This window comes from Enterococcus sp. JM9B, from assembly GCF_009933265.1.
Lineage (GTDB): Bacteria > Bacillota > Bacilli > Lactobacillales > Enterococcaceae > Enterococcus_C > Enterococcus_C songbeiensis.
The window spans coordinates 121,945-145,675 of sequence record NZ_MAEK01000034.1; the positions used below are offsets into that span (position 1 = coordinate 121,945).

A 23,731-nucleotide genomic window follows, 5' to 3' on the forward strand; every position below is an offset into this window, starting at 1 on the left:
AGAAAAAAATGAAATATAAAAATTTATTGTTTGATGTAGATGACACGCTATTGGATTTTCAAGCGGCAGAAAATGAGGCGCTAAAGGCGTTGTTCCAAGAAGAAGGCTTGCAACTGACACCGGCGATCAAGACAAGCTACCAAGCATTGAACCATCAGCTATGGCAAGAATTTGAACAAGGCAAACGTCAGCGAGATGAAGTCGTCAATCAACGCTTCAGCCTGTTGTTTCAACAATTTGGCAAGCGAGTGGATGGGACAAAAATGGAAAGCCATTACCGTCAATTTCTCAATCAAGGACATCAACTGCTGGGAAACAGTCGGGAAATCATCGCTGATTTAGCAGATAAAGCAGAATTATATATCGTGACGAACGGGGTTTCTGCTACGCAATATCAACGGCTGACGGATGCAAAACTTTTGCCTTATTTCAAAAATGTATTTGTTTCTGAAGATACCGGCTTCCAAAAACCCATGAAGGAATATTTTGATTTTGTTTTTGAGCGAATCCCGCAATTTGAGAAAAAAGAAACCGTCATTATCGGTGATTCTTTGACTTCGGATATTGAAGGGGGGATTCAAGCCGGGATCGATACAATTTGGTTGAATCCTGCAAAAGCGGCGGCTTCCATTGCGCCGACGTATCAAATCAGCAAGCTGGATGAGATTTATACGATTTTAGCGGAATAGATTCACGAGAAAGCATAGTATTTTCTTGGATTTTCGCTATAATAATAGCTAGTATAAAATGAAAGAGGTTTTCTTTAATGACGAAAAACAAGCCGATTATAATAGGAGTGACTGGTGGCTCTGGCAGTGGTAAAACCAGTGTTAGCCGAGCAATCTTTAATAATTTTCCTAATCATTCCATTATGATGCTTGAACAAGATTCTTATTATAAGGATCAAAGCCATCTAGCGTTTGAAGAACGATTGAACACGAATTACGATCATCCCTTTGCTTTTGATACGGATTTGTTAATTGAACACTTAGAAAAATTATTAAAATATGAAGCAATTGAAAAACCCGTCTACGATTACGTTGCCCATACCCGCAGTACAGCAACAGTGATTCAAGAACCAAAAGAAGTGATTATTTTGGAAGGCATTTTGATTTTAGAAGATGAACGTTTGCGGAAGTTGATGGACATTAAATTGTATGTCGATACTGACGATGATATCCGTATCATTCGCCGAATTAAGCGGGACATGGAGGAACGGGGACGGACGCTGGACTCTGTCATTGAACAATACCTTTCCGTGGTGAAACCCATGTACCATCAATTTATCGAACCGACAAAACGCTATGCAGATGTTATCGTTCCAGAAGGTGGCGAAAACCACGTGGCCATCGATTTGATTACGACAAAAGTTGCTACTTATCTAAAATAAAAAACGGAAATCAAAGAATTTTTCTTAGGAGAAATTTTTTGGTTTTTTATTTTGAAAAAAAGATGACAGTATATACTCAATAGTATATACTGTAAGCGTATTCTTTAGGAGGTCGTCATGAATCAACAAATTATTCGTAAACTTGGGATTGCTGCTGCGTATGCTTTTTTATCCTCTGTCGCATTAAACTTTTTTTGGCTGCCAGGAAAAATCTATGCCAGCGGAATCACGGGACTTTCGCAATTGTTGTCGGAACTGTTAGCTGATCGACTGCAAATCACATTATCAATTCCAACACTTGTCTTACTTTTTAATCTACCATTGCTAGTAGTAGCTTGGCGGAGGATCGACCGTTCCTTTACAATCTACACGATTTTTGCTGTTCTACTCACTTCCTTTATGATGAAAATCATTCCTGTGTATCCTTTGACGACTGACCCGGTTATTTGCGGGATTTTTGGTGGGGCACTGCATGGATTATCAGTAGGGTTGACATTAAATAGCGATTTTTCTACTGGTGGACTGGATATTATTGGTATACTAGTAAAAAAAGCGACGAAAAGAAGTATCGGTTCTTTTTTTATTGTCTTTAATATTTGTTTACAATTTTTTGCTGGATGGATCTATGGGTGGCAATATGCTTTTTACAGTGCATTGTCCTTTTTTATTAGCGGTCAGATGGTAGATTATGTGAACGCAAAGCAAAAACGGGTGCAGTTGATGATTGTAACAGAATCACCCATTGCATTGACTGCAAGTTTGCAGACTTCGATTCAACGAGGAATCACGGTCATCAATGATGTAGAAGGTGCCTTTGATCATCATGAAAAGAAATTATTGTTGCTGGTGATATCCCAACGAGAATTGAAAATGGTCAAACAACTGATTCATCAAGTCGATGAAAAAGCTTTTATCAGCATTGCACCGGGTGTTAGTACGAACCGAACTTTTTTTGAGTGGTAGGAGAGAACAAAATGAGAAATAAAACAATTTTTTTGACAATTGCCAACGAATTACAAAAACGAATCAATGACGGAACTTACGTGACCAGCCAAAAACTGCCCTCTGAGTATGATCTTGCCGCAGAATTTGGAGTTAGCCGGTTGACTGTTCGTAAAGCGATTGACAGCTTAATCGGTCAGAATATCTTGGTTAAGGAAAAAGGGAAGGGAACCTATGTGATGAAACAGCCAAAAATCCAAAGCGGCAGTGGTGGGTTGTATGGTTTTACAGAAGCGGCAAAACGACAAGGAAAACAGTCAAAAACGGAAATTCTGACCTGTGAAATCACAGAAAAACTGCCGGAAAAAGTGAAACAAGCTTTTGGAAAATATGCGAATGAAAAAGTAATTCATTTGGTTCGTCGCCGTTTTTTGGAGGAGGAACCAATGACAATCGAAAACATTTACGTTTTGCAGCGATATTTAAAGGATTCTTCCATTGAACAGCTAGAGGAAGGTTCTTTGTTTTCAGAAATCGAAAAAAATATTGAAATCGGCTACTCTCATCAAGAAGTTGAAGCAATCCTAGTGACAGAAGACATGAACAAATTGTTGGAGGTAGAGAAGGGACAGCCGCTGCTGTTGGTTCATTCTCTGACATATTCTCCTTCTGCAAAACCGATTTTGTATGATACATCTTTCTATCGAGCAGATAAATATACCTTCAAAAATACCCTACAACGAAAACACTAGAAGAAAAAGGTGAAAAAAATGGACGAAATCAAAACGATGGTGGAACAAAACTGGGAAGGTTTTTTGCAAGATCTCCAGCAGGTTATGCAGGTGCCCAGCGTAAAAGGTGAACCGAAAGAACAGGCACCTTACGGAATTTATCCTAGAAAAGTGTTGTCTTTGGTATTGGAAATGGCAGAAAATGATGGGTTTACGACAACGACTATCGATGATGCAATCGGCTATCTTCAATGGGGGGAAGGGTCAGAATATATCGGTATCTTAGGACATTTGGATGTGGTTTCTGCCGGTGAGGGCTGGGATTATCCTCCATTTGATTTGACGGAAGATGATGGGGTGCTTTATGGTCGGGGAATCTTAGATAATAAAGGCCCGATCATGAGTTGTTTTTATGGATTGAAATTGTTAAAGGATAGCGGTATTCAACCCAAAAAACCGGTGCGTATTATATTTGGAACGGACGAAGAAAGCGGTATGTCTGACGTTCCTCATTATTTAAAGGCAGAACAGCCACCAATTTTTGGCTTCACCCCCGATTGCAAGTACCCGGTGGTCTATGGGGAGCGGGGGATTGTGAATGTGCGGATTACCACTGATTTTGAGAAGGGGGAATTAGCAAATCTGGGAGAAATTATTGGCAATCAAGCGCGGGATCACGTCCCGGATAAACTGTCGGTGTTGGTTGACGAAACAAAAATTTCGGTAGAAGGAGCACGGGCTCCTAGCAATGCACCTGAAATGGGAAAGAATGCAATCACATTATTGGCTCGTCGCTTAAAAACTAACCAACAGCTTTCTGTGAAAACGCGGGCGTATTTTGATTGGTTATTTACACATTTCCACGAACAGCATACCGGAGAAGGGATTGATTTAGCGTTGGAAGATGAAGATTCTGGTAAATTGATGTTGACACCGGTTATTCTTTCCAAAAACGAAAATCAGCTACAATTGGAAATTGCTTTTCGCTATCCGGTTTCTTTTCAGGAAGAAGAGATAGTTTCGGGAATCGCCACAGTTATTCCTGCGCATTCGACAGTTGAAGTGATTCGAAGTGTTCCCGGCATCAACTTAAATAAAGATCGTTCAGAAATTCGTTTATTGGGAAATATTTATCAAGAAATCACCGGAAACGATGGAACGCCTGTGACAACGACGGGTGGCACCTATGCGCGAAAATTACCGAATATTGTCGCCTTTGGCCCTTCTTTTCCCGGACAAAAAGGAATCGCTCATAATAAAAATGAATGGATGACAGTTGCGGATTTAAAAACCAATATGGAAATTTATATGCGTAGTATTCTTGCGTTGATTCAATGATAAATGGCGTTCATGGAAAAATTTTTCGATGGACGCCATTTTAGTATAGACATTATGGTATATACTATATATAATGCTAATGTAAGCGCTGCATACAAAAAATCTATTGTTCTATATTTAGTAAGAAAGCTGATAGGACTGGAATCCTAGCTGAGTATATTGACAGAAAGTGCAGTCCATTAAAACGAAAAAGGAGCTCATATTATGTGGGGAATTATTGCAACATGGCGGATGGCGCACGATGGTGTTTTGGCTGCCAAAAAATTATTGCTGGAAAAACAAACGGCAGGGGATGCTGTTGAAACGGCGATCAAAAAAGTAGAGGACTATCCCTACTATAAATCAGTAGGGTACGGCGGGTTGCCGAATGAAAAAGGAATTCTGGAAATGGATGCCGCTTTTATGGATGGCAATACGTTTGAAATCGGTGCCGTAGCCGGTATTGTAGATATTAAAAATCCTATCGCAGTCGCAAGAAAACTAAGCAAAGAAAAATTCAACAGCTTCCGAATCGGTGCAGGTGCATCGAACTATGCCAAAGAAGAAGGCTTTGAAGAAAAAGTGATGCTGACTGAACGGGCAAAAACGATTTGGGAAAAACGAGTAGAGGAGGTCACCAAAAATCATCTAAATCCTTATGATGGACATGATACGGTAGGAGTCGTTGCGTTGGATCAATTAGCAGGAATGGCTGCCGGAACTTCAAGCTCTGGTTTATTTATGAAAAAAAGCGGACGAGTCGGCGATTCTCCTCTTTCAGGTTCTGGATTTTATGTAGACAGTGAAATCGGCGGAGCTGCTGCAACTGGGTTAGGAGAGGATTTGATGAAAGGGTGTCTGTCCTATGAAATTGTTCGTTTGATGAGCGAAGGCTGCACACCGCAAGAAGCATGTGACCAAGCCGTATACGGATTTAGTGAGCGGTTAAAAAAACGATATGGAAAAGCTGGTGCCTTTTCTTTAATCGCATTGAATAAGGAGGGACAATGGGGCGTTGCCACAAATGTTGAATTTACATTCAGCGTCGCAACCGAAAAAACGGCAGCCGCAATTTTCATCGCACATCCCGGTGAAAATCAGACAACTGTGATTGAACCAATCACACAGGAATGGCTGGATGCGTATGAAAAACGAATCAAAGCACCGGTTTAGAAATGGTTGTAATTATTTTGCTATTTTTTAGAAAGAAGGGAAAAATATGTTTGGTAAATTAGAAGATGTTTTAATGCCGTTAGCAGTAAAACTAGGTCAAAAGGACATCTTTTTAGTCATAATTGGAATGGACGTATCAATGTCAGCCAAACTGTAGACATCCTAAAGCAAGTTAATCAACTGAAGGGTTCTCTGCCATTTGATCTTTATGTGGGCTGTACGGTTCAAGAACAAGTTGGTCTTCGAGGAGCACAGACCGCAACAAATCTTGTGCAACCAGATTTGGCAATTATTCTCGATACACAAAAGGAAATGGATTACCAAGAAATCAAAGAAAAATCAGGAACTATTGGGAGAGGTCTTTTATTAACCTATTACAATACAACTGTATTACCTAATCGGTATTTATTGCGATCAATGAAAGAAATGTGTGAAGCACATGAAGTTTCTTATCAGCTTCATTATTCGTTGGAAGATTCTGATGCAGGTTGGATAAATAAATTGCGGACAGGCTGTCCCACGCTGCTGCTAGGATTATCTGTAAGAAATATGAATACACCAAGTCAGATTGTTTCATTGAAAGATTATCAAAGCCTAGTAAGAGGTCTTATGTTTTTCATTCAAGAATTAACTGTTGAGAAAATTCAAGCTTTTAAGGAAGAAAATAGATAGAAAAGGGGCTTGAAGAATGAAAATCAAGGATATTGATATTGAATTATTGAAAAATTTAAGTGAAGCAGACGGAATCGGCGGATGTGAAAAAGAAGTTTCGCGCATCGTAAGTAGCTATGGAAAACCCCTTTCCGATACGATCATGTATGATAATTTAGGCTCTGTCATTTTAAATAGAAAAGGAAATGGACCTAAAGTTATGTTGTCCTCACATATGGACGAAGTTGGTTTTATGGTTAAGAACATCACAAGTGAAGGATTTGTAGAACTATTGCCAATCGGTGGTTGGTGGGGACATGTAATGCCTGCACAAGAAATGCGTGTCACGACTATCACAGGTGAAAAATTTGTTGGAGTTGTTGGAAGTCGTGCGCCACACGGGATGTCTACAGAAGAAAAAGATCGAGTGATTTCAGCAAAAAATTTCTATCTGGATTTAGGTGTTGAAAATAGTGAAGCTGTTAAGAAGTTAGGAATCGATATCGGTGATATGGTAACACCCCATACGCAATTTCGCCAAATGAATAATCCCGATTATATCATGGGAAAAGCTTGGGATGATCGAGTTTGTGTTGGTGTTGGATTAGAGGTTTTAAAAAATCTAGCGTTTCTGTCATCTGAAGCAAATGTCTTTTTTGCAGCAAGTGTTCAAGAAGAAGTTGGCATTCGTGGTGCCAGAACTGCGACACACGTTATCAAACCGGATGTTGCGATTGCATTAGATGTGACAACGGCAGAAGATACTCCTTTTGATCAGGGGGGATTAACCCTTGGGGGAGGCTGTGTTCTATCTTTTTTAGATTCGTTGACCATTGCTAACCGTGGATTATTTGAAAAAATGGAGAAAATTGCCAAGCAAGAACAGCTGAATATTCGTTTTGATTTTATGACAGTAGGTGGGACAGATGCTTGTAATATTCATAAAGCGATGGATGGTGTCGTAACAATGACACTATCTATTCCAACAAGATACATGCATTCTTCTCGTTTGATTGTTCATCTGGAGGATTACCGGCAGACAATCCGTTTATTGACCAATTTTATCTGTTCATTAACTTATGATGATCTTTCTCAGTTTAAAGAGGCGTTACGTTCAAGTTAAGAACCCTCTCATCACCCGTTCATCTTAAAAATGAACGGGTTTTTATTTTGTGCAACACAAGGTATACTAAGGATATCTTTTTAAGGTTGGTGTATGATGGAGGAAAATTCAAAACGAAACCGGCTATTTCAATGGCTGCCGATTATTGGGCTGCTCTTTTTCTTTGGTCTGGCGCTTTATGGGCGGCACGTGGGAATTTTTGATTCGGCACAATCGCTACAGGCCTTTATTGGGCGCTTTGGCAATTATGCTGTGCTGGTTTTTATTCTGTTACAATTGATTCAAGTAGTGATTCCGATTCTTCCCGGTGGTATCTCAACGGTAGCTGGAATGGTTATGTTCGGACCACTTTTTGGTGTTATCTATAGTTATATTGGTCTGGTGATTGGGGAAATTATAGGCTTTTTATTGATACGCAAGTACGGCATCGAGGTGGCAAAACTTTTTTTGACTGCCAAAAAATTCAATCAATTTCAAAAAATATTGGATAATAATCAAAAAACCATCAAACGTTTTTTGGTTATTACCTTGCTGATTCCTTTTGCTCCGGATGATATTGTTTGCTTAGTCGCCGGTTTAACAACGATTTCATTTAAAGATTTTTTGAAAATCATTCTCTTTTTTAAACCATGGTCTATTGCTATTTATGGCCTTTTGATGTTGTATTTGTTCCAACAAATTGAAGGTCTGCTCTGAGGAAAAGCAAAACTTTTGCTAAAATACGATGGCTTGTTATACTAAAGAAAATTTCTAGCAAAAAGGAGAAGCTATATGATCAAACGACATTTAGATTTGACTGCTGATGAGCAAGGGATGATCGGCACAAATCATAAAGGAAATCAGGTACGAATCGGACACGGAGAACAAGACATCAGTCCGGTTGAACTGCTGGCGACATCAATTTCCAGTTGTAGTTTTGGGGTGATGCGAATTATTTTAGAAAATCGCAAAATTACCTATGACGATCTGCGGGTGGATGTGGATTGGTTGATGGAGGATGAAAAACCGAATATTGTTCGCGAAGTCAATGTTCATTTTAAAATCAAGAATCCATCTACCGATATCGAGGTTTTGGGACGGGTTTTGAATCAAACAATCAAAAGCTGTACGGTAATCCAATCCGTCAAAGCAGCCATCAAAATTGATGAAAAATTATCGATTGTTTAGGTGAATTGCGCCGAACCAAAAAGAGTATAAGGAGAAAAGATGAGTATTCGATACGGTATCGTCAGTACAGCAAGGATTGTCCCCCGGTTTGTTGCCGGAGTTAAGGAAAGCCGTGAGGGGGAAGTGGTGGCGATTGCTGCTCGTGAATTAGAACGAGCCGAAAAAATGGCAAAGGAACTTGAAATTCCGACAGCCTACGGTAGCTATGAAGAATTGTTTCAGGATTCAACCATTGATATCGTCTATATTGCCACCTATAATAAAACCCATTATGAAATCTGTAAGCAGGCGTTGTTGCATGGGAAGCACGTTTTACTGGAAAAGCCTTTTACCTTGAAAGCCCAGGAAGCAAAAGAATTATTTCACTTGGCAAAAGAGCAACATGTTTTTTTGATGGAAGCACAAAAAGCGGTGTTCTTGCCGGTCATCCAGGAAGTAAAAAAACGAATCGAAAATGGTGAAATAGGAAAAATTCGTTTACTGCGGGCAACGATTTCTTCTCCTAATGCGGAGGAAATTTCATGGTTTTGGCGGTTGGCAGCAGGCGGTGGTGCTTTTCGCGGCTCCGGTAGCTATCCATTACAGGTGATGCAATTCTTATTAGGTACACTCACTAGCGAGGCAACAGGAACGGCTTCCTTTACACAAGAAACGGATTCTCAATGTGATGTAAGTGTTCGCTTTGGCAACGAAATTTTAGGCAATCTTTTTATTACCGTTGATTTTTTATTGCCAAACGAGTTGGTGATTTATGGGGATCAAGGCGTTATTCGGATTCCAAATTTCTGGAAATCTGCGGAAGCAACGATTGAACTATCGACTCATTATGAAAACTTTTCATTCCCACAAGAGAGTGAATTTGTTTTTGAAGTCGATCACGTCAATGAGTGTTTGAACAAAAAGCTGCTGACAAGTCCATGGATGACGGAAGAATTGACAGTACACACGGTGGCGACCATGGAAAATTTGTACAAAGAATGGACAGCTTTCCAGTAATCTGCAAAAAAGGGTAGTATCAAAAATAGATCTGTGTTACAGTAAGTGACATGCGATGAGCCGAAGCAGCTAGTTTACTAGCTCTTTCAAACAGCAGCACAGGAGTTTATCTCGCCTACCGGATTTGTAGGGTGCTGGAGTGGACTTTTGTGGAGAAGGAACACTCTGCCAGCAATGGTACTGGAGACAACGGAAGTAATATTCCGTTGTCTTTTTTTGTATTTTTTTGCAAACTCATTTTGCAAATGGTATTCTGTCCATAAAGAAGGATGAAAAAGGTGACAGCATGAAAAGAAACCGTGTGTTATATCTAGAAGTAGCTGAGAAAATCAAGGCAGATATTTTTTCAGGAAAATATCCCGTGGGCTCGATGCTTCCTACTGAATCAGAATTAGAGGCACTCTTTGATGTCAGCAAAATTACTGTGCGTAAGGCAATCGAATTGTTGGCAGCAGATGAATACGTGGAGAAGAAAAGCGGCAGAGGGACCACCGTCCTCAGTGATCGCCCCTACAACAAGTTATCCAAAGCAGCCAGCTTTACACAAATTTTGGAAAAATCCCATCTTTTCGTTGAAAAAAAAGTCTTGGGTCTCAATAAAATCCAGTTGGAAAAAAATTCACCCCTTGCCCGTTTTTTTGGCGAAAAATGTATTCACTTTCAACGGTTGTATTTATTAGAAACAAAGCCTTATATTCTGTTCGACCATTACTTGCCGATTGATTTTTCCGATATAAGCAAGGAAGAATTTGAAAAAGAATCATTGTATCGTTTGGTTCATCGAAAAGGCTACGAGATTCAAACTTTCTCAGATGATTTTGCTGCCGTGCATTTATCTGCTGAGCAGCAAGAAATCTTAAATACAACAGAGACGATTGCCATCAAGCGGATTCGAAAATCTGTTGATCGAATCGGGAAAGTCGTGGAGTATTCCGAAGCTGTCTACAATACGGCGCAGCATCCGTATCACATTGAATATGAAGCTTGACTCATCCAACTGACTTTTCAAGGATGAGTCGAGTCAGATTTTTCTGAAACAGCGTTTACATTATAATGTTATTATGTTACTATCTAGGTGGAAACATTATAATATTATAAACGGAGGAAGAAACATGGATAAATTTGTAGGCATTATTGAACAAAAGATTATGCCGGTTGCAAATAAAATCGGCACACAACGGCACATGACAGCAATCAGAAAAGGGATTATTGCAACGATGCCGTTGACGATTGTGGGGTCATTTTTTACGATTATTCTGAATATCGAAGCATTGGCACCATTGATTGAACCGTATCGGGAAGTTTTAGATATTCCTTTTCGCTATACAATCGGGATTTTGGCATTATACGCAACATTTGGTATCGCTTCTTCATTAGCAAAAAGTTATAAACTGGATTCACTAACCGCGGGAATTTTAGCACTTATGTCATTTTTAATTACTGCAGCACCTCCTTTGCGCGTGTTAGAAAATGTGGATAACGTCATCGACGCTGGACGGTATATGAACATTGCAAATTTAGGTTCGGGATCATTATTTGGTTCCATCGTTACTGCTATTGTTTCTGTTGAAATTTATCGTTTCTTTATTGAAAGAAATCTGACGATTAAAATGCCTGACGGTGTACCACCAGAAGTAACCAATTCCTTTTTAGCCCTGATTCCCGGTGCTGTGATTTTGGTCTTTTTCTGGGCAGTACGTCATTTATTAGGATTTGATATCAATGGTTTTTTGAGTAATTTATTGATGCCGTTGAAAGATGTTTTAGCCGGCAACAGTTTGTTTGGCGGATTACTGACGGTCTTCTTGATTTGTTTCTTCTGGGTATTGGGAATTCACGGACCTGCAATCATGGGTCCAGTCATTCGTCCTTTCTGGGATATTTCTATTGCAGAAAATATCGAAGCTTTCCAAGGTGGCGCCAATGCGCATAATTTGCCAAATATTTTTACAGAACAATTCTTACAATGGTTTGTTTGGATCGGTGGTGCCGGAACGACATTAGCACTGGTTGTTCTACTCATGTTCTCAAAATCAAAATATTTGAAGAGTTTAGGTCGCTTGTCCTTCTTGCCAGGTTTATTCAATATCAATGAGCCCGTGATTTTTGGGGCACCAATTGTAATGAATCCTGTCTTGGCAATTCCTTTTATCGTTGCACCATTGATTACGACGACACTTTCCTACTTCTTAACAATCTCCGGAGTGGTACCGATGATGGCTGCCAGACTTGGCTTTGCCATGCCAGCACCGATTGCTGCTTGGATGAGTACCAACTGGAGTGTAGCCGCAGGTGTGCTTGTGGTGGTTAACTTCCTGATCGCCCTGGGAATTTATTACCCATTCTTCAAAGTGTTTGAAAAACAACAATTAGCGCGTGAAACTGCAGAATTAGAAGCAGAAGCTGCTGCGAATCAAGAAAAATTGAGTGGGATTACTCAAAATTAATTAAAGGGAGAGGATAGGTAGTTTACTTATCCTCTTTGGTGATGATATGACAATGATTTATTTATTTCTGCTTTTCCTAGGCTGTCACATTTACTTGGAAAAGAGCGGATTACCGCAATTTTTAGAAAAAATCAAATTACGTTATATTTTATTAGGTTCGATTGGTATCATTGGTTTATCAATGATCCTCGGAGTATTATTAAATATAGCAACGTTTTGTGTGATGACCGCGACCGTTATGGCAAGCTCACTCATTGCGTACAAGTATCGCTCAAAATTTGAAAAGATGGAACGAGGAGAAAATGTATGAAACGTAAATTAGGTGTTTCGGTGTATCCAGATCACAGCGAAATGGAAGTAGACAAAGCCTATTTGAAACAAGCACAAAAATATGGCTTCAGCCGAATTTTCATGAGTATGTTGGAAGTGACGGAAGGAAAAGAAGCGGTACAGAAAAAATTCAAAGAATTGATTTTCTACGCAAAGGAATTAGGCTATGAAACAATTTTGGATGTGGCACCCAATATTTTTTCTGAGTTGGGAATTTCCTATGATGATTTGACCTTCTTCCATGAATTGGGTGCGGATGGCATTCGTTTGGATATGGGATTTGATGGCAACAAAGAAGCAATGCTGACGTATAATCCTTACGGTCTTGCAGTTGAGTTGAATATGAGTAATGATGTGGCTTATTTGGATAATATTTTGACCTACCAAGCCAATACGCCTTTTCTTTACGGTTGCCACAATTTCTATCCTCAAGAAGGAACAGCTTTGCCTTACGACTTTTTCGAAAAATGCAGCCAACGTTTTAAAAATCAAGGTATTCGAACAGCAGCATTTATCACCTCTCAATCAGGAAAAATCGGACCATGGGATATTAATGATGGCTTGCCTACATTGGAAATGCACCGACACGTACCGGTGGAAGTGGCAGCGAAACATTTGTTTGCCACTAATTTGATTGATGATGTAATTATCGGCAATGCATATGCTTCAGAAGAAGAATTAAAAGCATTAGGCGCAATTGATCGCTATCAAACCGCATTTACCGTTGAATTTGTTGCTGGAGTCAATGAAGTGGAGAAAGAAATCGTGCTTAAGGAACAACATTTTCGTCGGGGAGATATTACCGATCAAGTGATTCGTTCCACTGAAGTACGAAAAAAATATAAAAACCAAGCCAATGCTCCTCACGACAACCAAGAGGAATTTCAAATTGGGGACATCGTTATCGGTAATGACGGCTTTGGCAAATACAAAAATGAGTTGCAGGTTGTGTTAACGTCTCATCGTGATGAACGGAAAAACAAAGTGGGACACATTCCTGAGCAAGAACAACTGCTCTTACCTTTTATTCATCCATGGTCAAAATTCAAATTTACAGAGAAGTAGGAATGAAAATGTTAGACTTAATTATACGCAACGCCAAAGAATTGAATCAAGCACCAGTTGAAATCGGTATACAAGACGGTAAAATCAGTCAAGTTGCAGAAAAAATTTCGGAAGAAGCCAAGCGGGAAATCGTTCTTGGCGAAAATCAGTACCTTTCTGCCGGCTGGATCGATGACCACGTCCACTGCTATGAAAAAATGAATCTGTACTATGATTATCCTGATGAAATCGGGGTGTCAAAGGGGGTAACTACCGTGATTGACGCGGGAACCACTGGTGCAGAAAATATCGGGGACTTTTATGAAATTACCCGTGAGAAAAAAACCAATGTCTTTGCTTTAGTGAATATTTCCAAATGGGGGATTGTGGAGCAGGACGAATTGGCTGATTTGACGAAAGTACAAGAAAAACTAGTTCAGCATGCATTGATTGATTATCCGGATTTTATCGTGGGCATCAAAGCACGGATGAGTAAATCTGTTGTTGGAAACAATGGGATTACGCCGCTAGAATTAGCCAAAAAAATTCAAGCAGACAATGAACATTTGCCCTTGATGGTGCATATCGGTTCCGCTCCACCAGAATTATCAGAAGTTTTGGCAAAAATGGAAAAAGGCGACGTGTTGACCCACTGTTTTAATGGAAAATCAAACGGTATTTTAGATAAAACAACAAACAAAATCAAGGACTTTGCGTGGGATGCTTACCGTAAAGGTGTCGTGTTCGATATCGGTCATGGCACAGACAGTTTTAATTTTCAGGTTGCCGAAACAGCATTGCAAGAAGGGCTGAAAGCCAAATCCATCAGTACGGATATTTATGTACGAAATCGCACCAATGGACCGGTCTTTGACATGGCGACAACCATGGAAAAACTCCATGTCGTTGGCTATTCTTGGGAAGAAATTCTTGAAAAAGTGACGACTGCACCAGCAGAAAATTTCCATTTAACGACAAAAGGGCGTATCGAAGCTGGATTTGATGCAGATATCACTGTCTTTGAATTGGTCGAAGAAGACAAAGAATTGATCGATTCCAATGGGTTTAAACGAACAACCAAACAACAAATCAAGCCGATTAAAACGATTATTGGGGGAGTTGTTTATGACAACTAGTTACGAAAAATTTGGATTAAAAGAAGTCATCAATGCTTCAGGAAGAATGACGATTTTAGGCGTTTCCAAGGTTTCTGAAAAGGTGTTGGCTGCGCAGCGTTTTGGTGGAGAGCATTTTTTTGAAATGAGTGAGTTGGCGATTAAAACGGGGGCGTATTTGGCGGAATTATTAAAGGTAGAGGACGCTCAAATCGTTTCTTCTGCATCTGCTGGAATCGCTCAATCAGTGGCTGCATTGATTGGAAAAGGGGACAGCTACCATTTGTATCATCCTTACACAACAAAAATTCAAAAACGGGAAATTATTTTGCCTAAAGGACACAATGTGGATTACGGCACACCGGTTGAGGTGATGGTTAATCAAGGGGGCGGACGTGTTGTAGAAGCAGGCTATGCCAATATGTGTTCCCCAGAGCACATCGAAATGATGATTACAGAAAATACAGCAGCGATTTTATATATCAAAAGCCATCATACAGTTCAAAAAAGTATGTTAACGGTGGCAGAAGCTGCAAAAGTAGCCCAAAAACATGATTTACCATTAATCGTGGATGCGGCGGCGGAGGAAGATCTTTTCAAATATATCCAAGCTGGCGCAGATTTGGTGATTTATTCTGGGGCAAAAGCAATCGAAGGGCCTAGTGCCGGCTTAGTGATTGGTAAAAAAGAATATGTTGAATGGGTTCGTCTACAAAGCAAAGGTATCGGACGAGCGATGAAAATCGGTAAAGACAATATTCTTGGATTTACGCAAGCAGTTGAAGATTATCTAAAAAATGGCAGCGAGGCGGGCACGGCGATGAAGGAACGCTTGCAGCCATTTGTGGCAGCCATTAATGAAATTTCCGGAGCTGAAGCAAAAATTGTTCAAGATGCAGCGGGTCGGGATATTTACCGAGGGAGCGTTAAAATCACTGGTAAAAAAACCGCAAAAGAAGTAATCAAAGAACTAAAAGCGCAGGATCCTGCCGTGTATACACGGGAATACCAAGCCAACAACGGCATCATTGAATTCGATGTACGTTCGGTCAATGAAAAAGAATTACAAAAAATCGTTCAACGATTACAAGAAATCATGTAGAGGAGCAAAAAAAATGTCACTAACACCGAACTATTTAGAAAATCGCATTTGTTTAAATGTTTTAGCAAATTCCGTAGAAAATGCCAAAACTTGCTATGAAGCCGCAGAAGGGCATGTGATTTTGGGCGTTTTATCAAAAAATTATACCAGCGACGAAGCAGCGATTGAGGATATGAAAAAATACCAAGCAGAAACCAATAACGCTTTGTCCGTTGGTTTAGGTGCCGGTGATCCTAATCAAAGCCAAATGGTTTCCCGCCTTTCTGGTGTTTTGCAACCACAACACGTCAATCAAGTATTTACCGGCGTAGGAACTTCTCGGGCGTTATTAGGGCAAGATGACACCATCATCAATGGGTTGGTTTCTCCTACTGGCAAAGTCGGTTACGTCAACATTGCTACGGGACCACTAAGCTCGCAAGCACCCGAAGCTATCGTCCCTATCGAAACAGCCATCAAATTATTGCAAGACATGGGCGGCAGCTCGATTAAATATTTCCCAATGAAGGGCTTGGCACATAAAGAAGAATATCAAGCAGTTGCTGAGGCCTGTGCAAAATATGATTTTTATTTGGAACCTACCGGCGGCATTGATTTGGAAAACTTTGAAGAAATTTTGCAAATTGCGGTGGATGCTGGCGTGAAGAAAATCATTCCTCATGTTTACAGCTCGATTATCGACAAAGAAACCGGCGATACCAAAATTGAAGACGTGAAAAAACTACTACAAATGATGAAAAATACGTTGAAATAAAAGGAGCGGCTATGAAAATCGGAGCATTTGGCGAAGTCATGCTACGGCTGACACCGCCGGAACACTTATTATTGGAACAAACCCATAGCTTGCGAATGGCTTTTACCGGGACGGGAGTGAATTTGGTGGGAAACCTCGCTCATTTCGGTCTGCCTAGTTATTTGCTGACAGCATTGCCGGACAATCGGCTAGGCGAAGCGGCGAAAGCTAATTTAAAGGCGCTGGGAATCGACACACGATTTATCGTGAGCCAACATCAGCACATGGGAACCTATTTTGCAGAAATGGGGTATGGTCCGCGACCAACGCAGGTTACTTACCAAAATCGCATCAGCAGTTCGTTTGGGGTATCCAAAGCCGCAGATTATGATTTTTCATCCTTTGTGGAAGCCGTAGATTTGGTGCATATCTGTGGTATTTCTTTAAGTTTAACAGAAGAAACCGCCGAAGCAGCAATCCAATTAGCAAAAACGGCTCACGAAAAAGGAAAGAAAGTTTGTTTTGATTTTAATTTCCGTCCCAGCTTGAACCAAGAGTCGGGAAAAAAAGAAATCATGAAAGCACGCTATGAAGCCATTTTGCCGTACTGCACAATCGTCTTTGGCGCAATTCGTGATTTAACCGATTTGTTGCGGCGAATAGAACGTTCTGCGCTTCAAAGTCCGGAAGACGAAATTCTAGCTATTCAGGCTTTTCTCAAAGAGTACGGCATCGATTGGTTTGCCGGTACTTCTCGAAAAATCAGCAATCAACAAAAAGCAATCGACGGCTATGTAGTTACTGAAAAAACAGCGGTTCGATCAGCGGTATTTCCTTTGACCGTCTTAGATCGGATCGGCGCAGGAGATGCGTATGCAGCGGGTATTTTATTAGGCTATGCCGAAAAATGGTCACTGGAACAAACCGTTGCCTTTGCAATTGCTAATTCAGTTTTAGCCCATACAATCCAAGGGGATGTTCCACTAACCACTCGAGAACAAGTGGACCGTCTACTGACAGAACCTGAAACAGATTTGGTTCGATAAAAAAATGCTTGTAAGAATTCTGCCTTTAAGAAAGCAGAGAGCTTACAAGCGTTTTTTGTTTTTTACTTTCCTTTTGGCAATTTGATTTGAAAGACGACTCCCTGAGGCTGCCAATCCCGTACGCTGATTTTACCTTTGTGCTCCGTCACGATTTGTTTGGCAATCGCAAGCCCTAATCCATAGCCGCCGGTTTCTTTTGAACGGGAGCGGTCTTCCCGATAGAAACGTTCAAAAATTTGCTTTTTGTCGGTATCACTGATGGAAGGGCCGGTATTTTTCACTTCCAATAACCACATATCATTTGAAAATTCCGATTGCAGCAGGATTTTATTGCCTTTTTCGGTATATTTTAACGCATTGTCTAATAGAATCACTAAGACCTGATGGATTTTTTTCTCATCAATGAGGACCGGCTGTGTTGCATAATTTTCTAAAATGAATTGCTTTTCTTCCATCTCCGCAATTTCTTGAAAAGGTTTCACTAATTGCGTGATAAATTCAGTCGGATCGACGACAGTTTTATTTAAAACCAGTTGATTGGAATCACTGCGGGCAATTGTCAACAGATCGCTGGTCAAGCCGGTGAGCCGTCGGGTTTCATTCAGCGCCTGTGCAATTGTTTCAGATTCATCAAGAATCGTGTGGTTTGGTTTCGTGAACAAACGTTGCAAACTGTTTTGAATAATTGTCAGCGGTGTCCGTAATTCATGGGAGGCATTTTCTACAAATTCCTGTTGTTTTTTCCAGGCTGCCCAAATCGGTTTCATATTCATTTTGGAAATGTAATAACTTAAAGCAATCGACAAGAGCCAGAAAATCACCATGCAGATAATCAGAATCGAACGGAAGGTACTCATGGAAGAACTGATCTGATCGGTATTTGCCAGAAGCTGAATATAGGCCACTTCGCTGTCGGTTGTGGCAGCCAGTGTAATCGAATGAAAGCTGGTCGTGGTTTGCGAATCCGCCACGGTGATTGGCAGAATCTTATCTAATTTGCTGGTGTCCAGCGATAATGCCTGTAATTCATTGAAGCGTCCGCCTAAAACTTCTTTATTCAAAATCTCGCCATCTTTTGACCAGAGGATAACTTGAGTGTTGAAACGATTACCGGCAGGTTTTTCCTTGCGGGTCTCTTCTTCAATCGTCTGATTTAAAAAGGGATCATCTTTTTGGAAACGATCGATTTCCATTTGCAGCAGTCGTTCATCTTGCGCCATTTCCTCTAAGGATACATCAGTTTGTCGATAGGCAGAACGATTCAGCAGTTGCAAGATAATAAAGCCCAACAACAGAAAAATGATCGCAAAGGCACTGACGTTAACGCCAAAGAAATGCCAACGTTGTTTTTTCGATAATTCTTGATTCATAGGCCTACTCCTGCTCTTGCAGCATATAGCCGACATTGCGCAAAGTTTTGAACGCCTGATCCATCCCACTGATCTTTAGATGTTTCCGTAGATGACTCATGTAGACCTCCACCACAGTGATGGTTGTTTCAGAGTCAAAGCCCCAGATGCGGTCAAAAATTTGTTCCTTAGTTAAAATGACGCCTTTATTTTGAATAAAATACAGCAGCAATTCAAATTCTTTTCCTTGGATCGGCAAAACTTCTTCTTGGTAAAGTACTTGATTGTTGGCAAGGTTGCACGTCAGAGTACCGAAAGTGAGAATATTCTCGTCGTATAATCCCAAGGCACGTTTTAACAAGGCTTTGACTCGTAGAATCAATTCCTCACGATAAAAAGGTTTGGTCAAATAATCATCGGCACCTTTTTCAAAGCCCTCGATTTTGTCCTCCAACCCATCCTTTGCCGTTAAAATCAGCACAGGTGTCATGATTTTTTTCTGGCGCAATTCTGCTAAGACCTGATAGCCGTTTTTTTCCGGTAGCATCAAATCCAGTAAGATTAAGTCGTAAACACCGCTTTCTGCTTCAAACAAGCCTTCTTCTCCATCGTAGACCTGCGTGACTTCTCCAAGGGTGGAGATAATTTCTTTAATGTTCTCAGAAAGAACTTGTTCATCTTCAATAACTAAAAATTTGATCATCGCTTTCACCTCTCGGTTATTCTACCATTTTTACCATAAAGATATCTTAACAAACGATCAAAGTCATTCTTTTTCGTTTCTTAAGCTTCAGTTAAGCAAAAAAACATACGCTTGCTACAAGAAAAGCAAGAATGCCGAATGTTGCGGAAATTTTTTTCGCTGAGACCGGTGTTGACTGCAAATTAAAAACGTAAGCATTCGTAAGAGGCTTATAACTACTAGCTAGGGAGGAACAGAAATGAATTTTATGAAACGCGGGCTACAAAGCATCTGGGCAAAAAAAGGACGTAGCCTGTTGCTGATTGCTGTTTTTTCTGCGATCTTGATTTTTGTATTGGCAGGATTGACGATCCGCAGTGCAGCAGAAACAGCGGTAAATAATGCCAAAAAAAGTGTGGGAGCAACGGTAACTCTGTCGGTAAATCGTGAATCGATGTTTAAACAAAAGGAAACTTCTTCTAGCGGCGACACGGAAAGCGAACGACCTGATCCGGGTAGTTTTTCCATGACACCGGTCAATTTGGCGGATGCCGAAAAAATCGCAGCGTTAGCTGGTGTGAAATCCTATTCCTTTGAATCCAGTGCATCTGCGGATAAAAGTACGGGCATTGAACCCATTTCCAGCGAAGAAACCGAAAGTACAGAAACGGAAAGCACAGATACCGAGAATCAAATGGGGGGACCTGGCGGAATGCAGGCACCCGGCGGGGAAACAAGTCAGGGAGATTTTCAAATCACTGGCGTTTCTACCAGTGCTTCTTACAGTGATTTTTCTTCCGGTACCGCAGAATTAGTGGATGGAGAAGCCATTACTACCGAAGATGAAGGCACCAACAATGTTTTGATTGAAAAAGCGTTGGCGGATGCCAATGAATTGGCGGTAGGAGATACATTTAAAATTAAAAACAGCGAGGACGAAGATGTCGAAGTTACTGTCAAAGGCATTTACGAGACCAGTGAGACCGGCGATAGTATGGGAATGAAATTCAACTTCATGAATCCGGCAAATACGTTGATCGCCTCCTATACTTTTGCCAATGACTTAAACGGCGAAGATAGTTCAGATACAATCGATTCAGCAGTATACAACCTAGAAGATCCTCAAGAAATGGCTGCTTTTGTTAAAGAAGCAGAAAAATTAATCGATACGGACACCTTTAGTCTGCAAACCAACGATCAAATGTACCAACAAATGCTGCAACCATTAACGAATGTTTCCAGCTTTGCTAAAAATATTGTTTTACTGGTTGCCGTAGCCGGTGTAATTATTTTGACACTGATCGTGATGATGTCAATCCGCGAACGAAAATATGAAATTGGTGTGTTGCTTTCTTTAGGGGAATCACGGGCAAAAGTTATTTGGCAATTTTTTGTCGAGATTGTAGTTTGTATGGTGGTGGCTTTAGGAATCGCCAGTGTCAGCGGCAATCTTGTCGGTAATGCAGTAGGCAATCAATTGTTGGCACAACAAAGTGAGACCACAACTGCCGCACAGACCCCAGGACAAGGACAAGAAGGCGGTCCTGGCGGACAAGCGCCAAGTGGTGGTCGAGGTGAAATGAAGGGCGTCTCAAGCTTGATGTCCAGTCAAGAAGTGGAAGAGTTGAACATCGCCGTAAAACCAATGGAAATTTTAAGCTTGGCGGGAATTGGTTTAGGCATCAGCATGTTCTCAATCCTACTATCCTCAGCAGGAATCTTACGCTTGAATCCCAAAAAAATATTGATTTCGTAGACTGTCTGTTCCGCTCATTCTATGTTTCATACTGGGATAGGGCGAGAGAATAAAACGAAATTTTCTGTAGGAAAATTTAATACAATAAAACGAACAAGGATGTCAGTTCCACTTATTCCAAGAAGTCTAGTGGAATGATATACGGCGTGAGAATAAAACGAAATTTTCTGTAGGAAAATTTAATACATTAAAACGAACAAGGATGTCAGTTCCACTAATTTCAAGAAGTCTAGTGGAATGATATACGGCGAGAGAAACAACCGAAATTTTCTGCAGGAAAATTTAATACATTAAAACGAACAAGGATGTCAGTTCCACTAATTTCAGGATGCCTAGTGGAATGATATACGGCGAGAGAATAAAACGAAATTTTCTGTAGGAAAATTTAATACATTAAGACGAACAAGGATGTCAGTTCCACTAATTTCAAGAAGTCTAGTGGAATGATATACGGCGTGAGAATAAAACGAAATTTTCTGCAGGAAAATTTAATACATTAAAACGAACAAGGAGGAACATCATGACCTTAAAAACTGAAAATTTAAGCTACTGGTATGAACCGGAAGGCCCGCTTTTTGAAAATGTTTCACTGACCTTTGAACCGGGAAAAATGTATGCAATCTTGGGTTCCAGCGGTTCAGGAAAAACGACTTTTCTCTCATTGATTGCTGGGTTAGATACCCCAAAAGCCGGTACGATTTCATTCAATGACCAATCATTGAAGCAAATCGGATTGCGGGAATATCGTAGAAAAGATGTATCGATCGTTTTCCAAGCATATAATTTACTGCCCTATTTATCTGCATTGGATAATGTTGTGACGGCAATGGCGATTGCTGGTTCTCAACAAGCAGATAAAAAAGCTTACGCACTGGCAAATTTGGAAAAGGTCGGCATCTCGGAGGAATTGGCAACAAAAAAAGTACCTCTTCTTTCGGGAGGACAACAGCAACGAGTGGCGATTGTCCGTGCTTTATGCTGTGAGCACGAGTTGATCGTTGCGGATGAACCCACCGGAAATTTGGATGAGACAACTTCGCAAGATATCGTGAAACTGTTCCAAGAAATTGCTCATGAACAAAAGAAATGCATCGTCTTGGTGACACACGAACAAGAAGTTGCGAAAGCTTGCGATGTGGTGTACGAATTGAAAGACAAAGAATTCAGCGAGTTGGCGCTCGTTTAAGCAACAAACCGTTCCTTTTTTATGAGGGACGGTTTTTTTTTGAAAAAAACGGTATACTTTGGAGCAGATAATACGTTGTATGGGTGAAGGAGGCGAAGAGGTGAAGCAAACCGATGCATTGGATGCATATCTGTTGGAGTTGGGGGAAGAAGTACTGGGAATACTTAAAAAGAAAGGCTTTACGAAAGAAGACGCAGAAGATGCTGTTCAGACAACATTTTATAAAATCTATACACTGTTGCCTTCTATCCAAGAAGACACGCTGCGACCATGGTTTTTTCGAGTTGCACTGAATGATGCAATCGATCTGTATCGAAAGCAAAATCGATTTCAGTCGTTGACGATTGATATTCCTCAAGAAGATCCAGCGATGGAGAAAACAATCGCTGACAAAGAAACCTTGCAACATCTCTTAGAGCCGTTATCCAAGGAAAATCAAGAATTGCTGCTTTTGAAATATTATTATGGGTTTTCTTTAAACGAAATCGGCGAATTTCTTCATATCAAACCAGAAAGTGTGAAAACACAATTATTCAGGCTTCGTAAAAAAATCAAAGAAAGTAGGGAGAAAAATGGATTTAACAAAGGTACTGAAAAAAGCTAAGCGGAAGCAGACCCTTAAAATCATTGCTATTTCATTGGGGGTAGCTTTACTGGTATTAATCGGCGGATATCGGGGGTTAAATTTTTTTGCTGGTAGGAATTCTCAGGAATTGGATCAGGAACTGGTTTTGCACAATATGGTAGCAGAACCAAATGTCAATGTGGATTCTCGGGTGCTGGGGCAATCCAGCAGTACGGGAGGAACCATCGTGACCCATCGTTCAAAAAATATAAATGGGTATCTGGTTCCGTGGAGTACATTGACGAGCTCGTATTCTTTGTTCAACTGGGAGTTAGATTACAATGATCTAGTACCGGGAAGAAAAGGGGAAACCTATGCGTATGATAAGCAAACAAAGCAAAAGCAAGCTGTTTTCTCATTAGATGAAGGAGACAAGAAAATTTATCCCGATGAACTTGCAGATTTAGCGAAATTAGAAGATCAGGTGGCAGAAGTGGCATTGACCTTCGATAAAAACTATACCTATGCGGACATTCAAGAAAAAATTCCAGATACACTTACTGTCGTTTGGCTTTATTTATTTGAAGAAAGCGGCTCGAAGCAACCATTCGGCTTTCAGTTAGAAGAGGAAATACCAACGGAAGATCAGTTTTCAACGTTTATTAAAAATTTGACCGAATACGACAAAGGGAAAAAAATTGCCAGTATTCAAACCTTCTTGAAAAAAGCCAAAGGAAAATCATTTGCTGAGATGCCGATCAAAGGAGTCGTGGTCACTGGGCAAACAAAGAATTTTTCCGGATTAGTGGATGCCAGTTTTATCAAAGGATCATCGGTTGGCGTAACAACGGATATTCTTCCCTATATCACTCCTGAGAAATAATTG

The 23,731-nt window shown here is 40.4% G+C and carries 25 protein-coding genes; 23 read left to right on the forward strand and 2 right to left on the reverse strand.

The window, feature by feature from the left end:
- The first annotated feature begins 8 nt into the window (after positions 1-8).
- From BAU16_RS11335 to BAU16_RS11425, 19 genes are all read left to right on the forward strand, one after another.
- Positions 9-689 (forward strand): YjjG family noncanonical pyrimidine nucleotidase, encoded by a 681-nt coding sequence (locus tag BAU16_RS11335; RefSeq protein WP_048604471.1) that lies wholly within the window; start codon positions 9-11, stop codon positions 687-689.
- A gap of 77 nt (positions 690-766) precedes the next feature.
- Complete coding sequence (udk, locus tag BAU16_RS11340) at positions 767-1,390, forward strand: uridine kinase (protein WP_161527109.1); 624 nt, start codon at positions 767-769, stop codon at positions 1,388-1,390.
- A gap of 117 nt (positions 1,391-1,507) precedes the next feature.
- Positions 1,508-2,353: a YitT family protein gene (locus tag BAU16_RS11345; protein WP_161527110.1), complete on the forward strand. Its 846-nt coding sequence runs from the start codon at positions 1,508-1,510 to the stop codon at positions 2,351-2,353.
- Between the two features lie 11 nt (positions 2,354-2,364).
- On the forward strand, positions 2,365-3,084 hold the full coding sequence (locus tag BAU16_RS11350) for a GntR family transcriptional regulator, LSA1692 subfamily (protein ID WP_137604819.1): 720 nt from the start codon (positions 2,365-2,367) through the stop codon (positions 3,082-3,084).
- A gap of 18 nt (positions 3,085-3,102) precedes the next feature.
- Entirely contained in the window at positions 3,103-4,401 is a 1,299-nt protein-coding gene (locus BAU16_RS11355; protein WP_161527111.1) for a Sapep family Mn(2+)-dependent dipeptidase, read from the forward strand.
- Positions 4,402-4,605: 204 nt separating this feature from the next.
- Positions 4,606-5,553 (forward strand): N(4)-(beta-N-acetylglucosaminyl)-L-asparaginase, encoded by a 948-nt coding sequence (locus BAU16_RS11360; RefSeq protein WP_048604466.1) that lies wholly within the window; start codon positions 4,606-4,608, stop codon positions 5,551-5,553.
- A gap of 57 nt (positions 5,554-5,610) precedes the next feature.
- Positions 5,611-6,225, forward strand: a complete 615-nt coding sequence (locus BAU16_RS11365; protein WP_161527140.1) for a M42 family metallopeptidase — start codon at positions 5,611-5,613, stop codon at positions 6,223-6,225.
- A gap of 16 nt (positions 6,226-6,241) precedes the next feature.
- Positions 6,242-7,327: a M42 family metallopeptidase gene (locus BAU16_RS11370; RefSeq protein WP_161527112.1), complete on the forward strand. Its 1,086-nt coding sequence runs from the start codon at positions 6,242-6,244 to the stop codon at positions 7,325-7,327.
- A 93-nt stretch (positions 7,328-7,420) separates the two neighbouring features.
- Positions 7,421-8,023 carry a TVP38/TMEM64 family protein gene (locus BAU16_RS11375; protein WP_048604461.1) on the forward strand — a complete coding sequence of 201 codons (603 nt, stop codon included), beginning with the start codon at positions 7,421-7,423 and terminating at the stop codon, positions 8,021-8,023.
- Positions 8,024-8,098: 75 nt separating this feature from the next.
- On the forward strand, positions 8,099-8,494 hold the full coding sequence (locus BAU16_RS11380) for an OsmC family protein (RefSeq protein WP_048604460.1): 396 nt from the start codon (positions 8,099-8,101) through the stop codon (positions 8,492-8,494).
- Positions 8,495-8,533: 39 nt separating this feature from the next.
- A complete protein-coding gene (locus BAU16_RS11385; protein WP_161527113.1) occupies positions 8,534-9,490 on the forward strand; it encodes a Gfo/Idh/MocA family protein in 957 nt (318 codons plus the stop codon).
- Between the two features lie 286 nt (positions 9,491-9,776).
- Positions 9,777-10,478 (forward strand): GntR family transcriptional regulator, encoded by a 702-nt coding sequence (locus BAU16_RS11390; protein ID WP_048604454.1) that lies wholly within the window; start codon positions 9,777-9,779, stop codon positions 10,476-10,478.
- Positions 10,479-10,602: 124 nt separating this feature from the next.
- Positions 10,603-11,937, forward strand: a complete 1,335-nt coding sequence (locus BAU16_RS11395) for a PTS sugar transporter subunit IIC (RefSeq protein ID WP_048604453.1) — start codon at positions 10,603-10,605, stop codon at positions 11,935-11,937.
- A gap of 52 nt (positions 11,938-11,989) precedes the next feature.
- A complete protein-coding gene (locus tag BAU16_RS11400) occupies positions 11,990-12,247 on the forward strand; it encodes a hypothetical protein (protein WP_237579242.1) in 258 nt (85 codons plus the stop codon).
- The gene (locus BAU16_RS11405) at positions 12,244-13,332 is read left to right on the forward strand and encodes a DUF871 domain-containing protein (protein ID WP_161527115.1); all 1,089 of its coding nucleotides are present in this window, start codon (positions 12,244-12,246) and stop codon (positions 13,330-13,332) included. The genes BAU16_RS11400 and BAU16_RS11405 overlap by 4 nt, the downstream gene beginning before the upstream one ends.
- Before the next feature lie 8 nt (positions 13,333-13,340).
- Positions 13,341-14,447, forward strand: coding sequence for an amidohydrolase/deacetylase family metallohydrolase (locus BAU16_RS11410; RefSeq protein WP_161527116.1), 1,107 nt, complete (start codon positions 13,341-13,343; stop codon positions 14,445-14,447).
- Positions 14,437-15,528, forward strand: a complete 1,092-nt coding sequence (locus BAU16_RS11415) for a DgaE family pyridoxal phosphate-dependent ammonia lyase (RefSeq protein ID WP_048604450.1) — start codon at positions 14,437-14,439, stop codon at positions 15,526-15,528. The genes BAU16_RS11410 and BAU16_RS11415 overlap by 11 nt, the downstream gene beginning before the upstream one ends.
- Before the next feature lie 13 nt (positions 15,529-15,541).
- A complete protein-coding gene (gene dagF / locus BAU16_RS11420; RefSeq protein WP_161527117.1) occupies positions 15,542-16,282 on the forward strand; it encodes a 2-dehydro-3-deoxy-phosphogluconate aldolase in 741 nt (246 codons plus the stop codon).
- Positions 16,283-16,293: 11 nt separating this feature from the next.
- Entirely contained in the window at positions 16,294-17,307 is a 1,014-nt protein-coding gene (locus BAU16_RS11425; RefSeq protein WP_161527118.1) for a sugar kinase, read from the forward strand.
- A gap of 62 nt (positions 17,308-17,369) precedes the next feature.
- Here BAU16_RS11425 and BAU16_RS11430 read toward each other — a convergent pair whose 3' ends face one another.
- Positions 17,370-18,677: a sensor histidine kinase gene (locus BAU16_RS11430; protein ID WP_161527119.1), complete on the reverse strand. Its 1,308-nt coding sequence runs from the start codon at positions 18,675-18,677 to the stop codon at positions 17,370-17,372.
- A gap of 4 nt (positions 18,678-18,681) precedes the next feature.
- Positions 18,682-19,359: a response regulator transcription factor gene (locus BAU16_RS11435; protein ID WP_048604446.1), complete on the reverse strand. Its 678-nt coding sequence runs from the start codon at positions 19,357-19,359 to the stop codon at positions 18,682-18,684.
- 238 nt (positions 19,360-19,597) lie between these two features.
- On the opposite strand from BAU16_RS11435, the gene BAU16_RS11440 reads away from it, so the two are divergent.
- The 4 genes from BAU16_RS11440 to BAU16_RS11455 all read left to right on the forward strand — a co-directional run bounded on the left by BAU16_RS11440 (position 19,598) and on the right by BAU16_RS11455 (position 23,728).
- A complete protein-coding gene (locus BAU16_RS11440) occupies positions 19,598-21,094 on the forward strand; it encodes an ABC transporter permease (protein ID WP_161527120.1) in 1,497 nt (498 codons plus the stop codon).
- A 520-nt stretch (positions 21,095-21,614) separates the two neighbouring features.
- Positions 21,615-22,280, forward strand: a complete 666-nt coding sequence (locus BAU16_RS11445; protein ID WP_048604444.1) for an ABC transporter ATP-binding protein — start codon at positions 21,615-21,617, stop codon at positions 22,278-22,280.
- A gap of 100 nt (positions 22,281-22,380) precedes the next feature.
- Positions 22,381-22,884 carry an RNA polymerase sigma factor gene (locus BAU16_RS11450; RefSeq protein ID WP_048604443.1) on the forward strand — a complete coding sequence of 168 codons (504 nt, stop codon included), beginning with the start codon at positions 22,381-22,383 and terminating at the stop codon, positions 22,882-22,884.
- The gene (locus tag BAU16_RS11455; RefSeq protein WP_161527121.1) at positions 22,853-23,728 is read left to right on the forward strand and encodes a sigma factor regulator N-terminal domain-containing protein; all 876 of its coding nucleotides are present in this window, start codon (positions 22,853-22,855) and stop codon (positions 23,726-23,728) included. The genes BAU16_RS11450 and BAU16_RS11455 overlap by 32 nt, the downstream gene beginning before the upstream one ends.
- Positions 23,729-23,731: the final 3 nt, after the last annotated feature.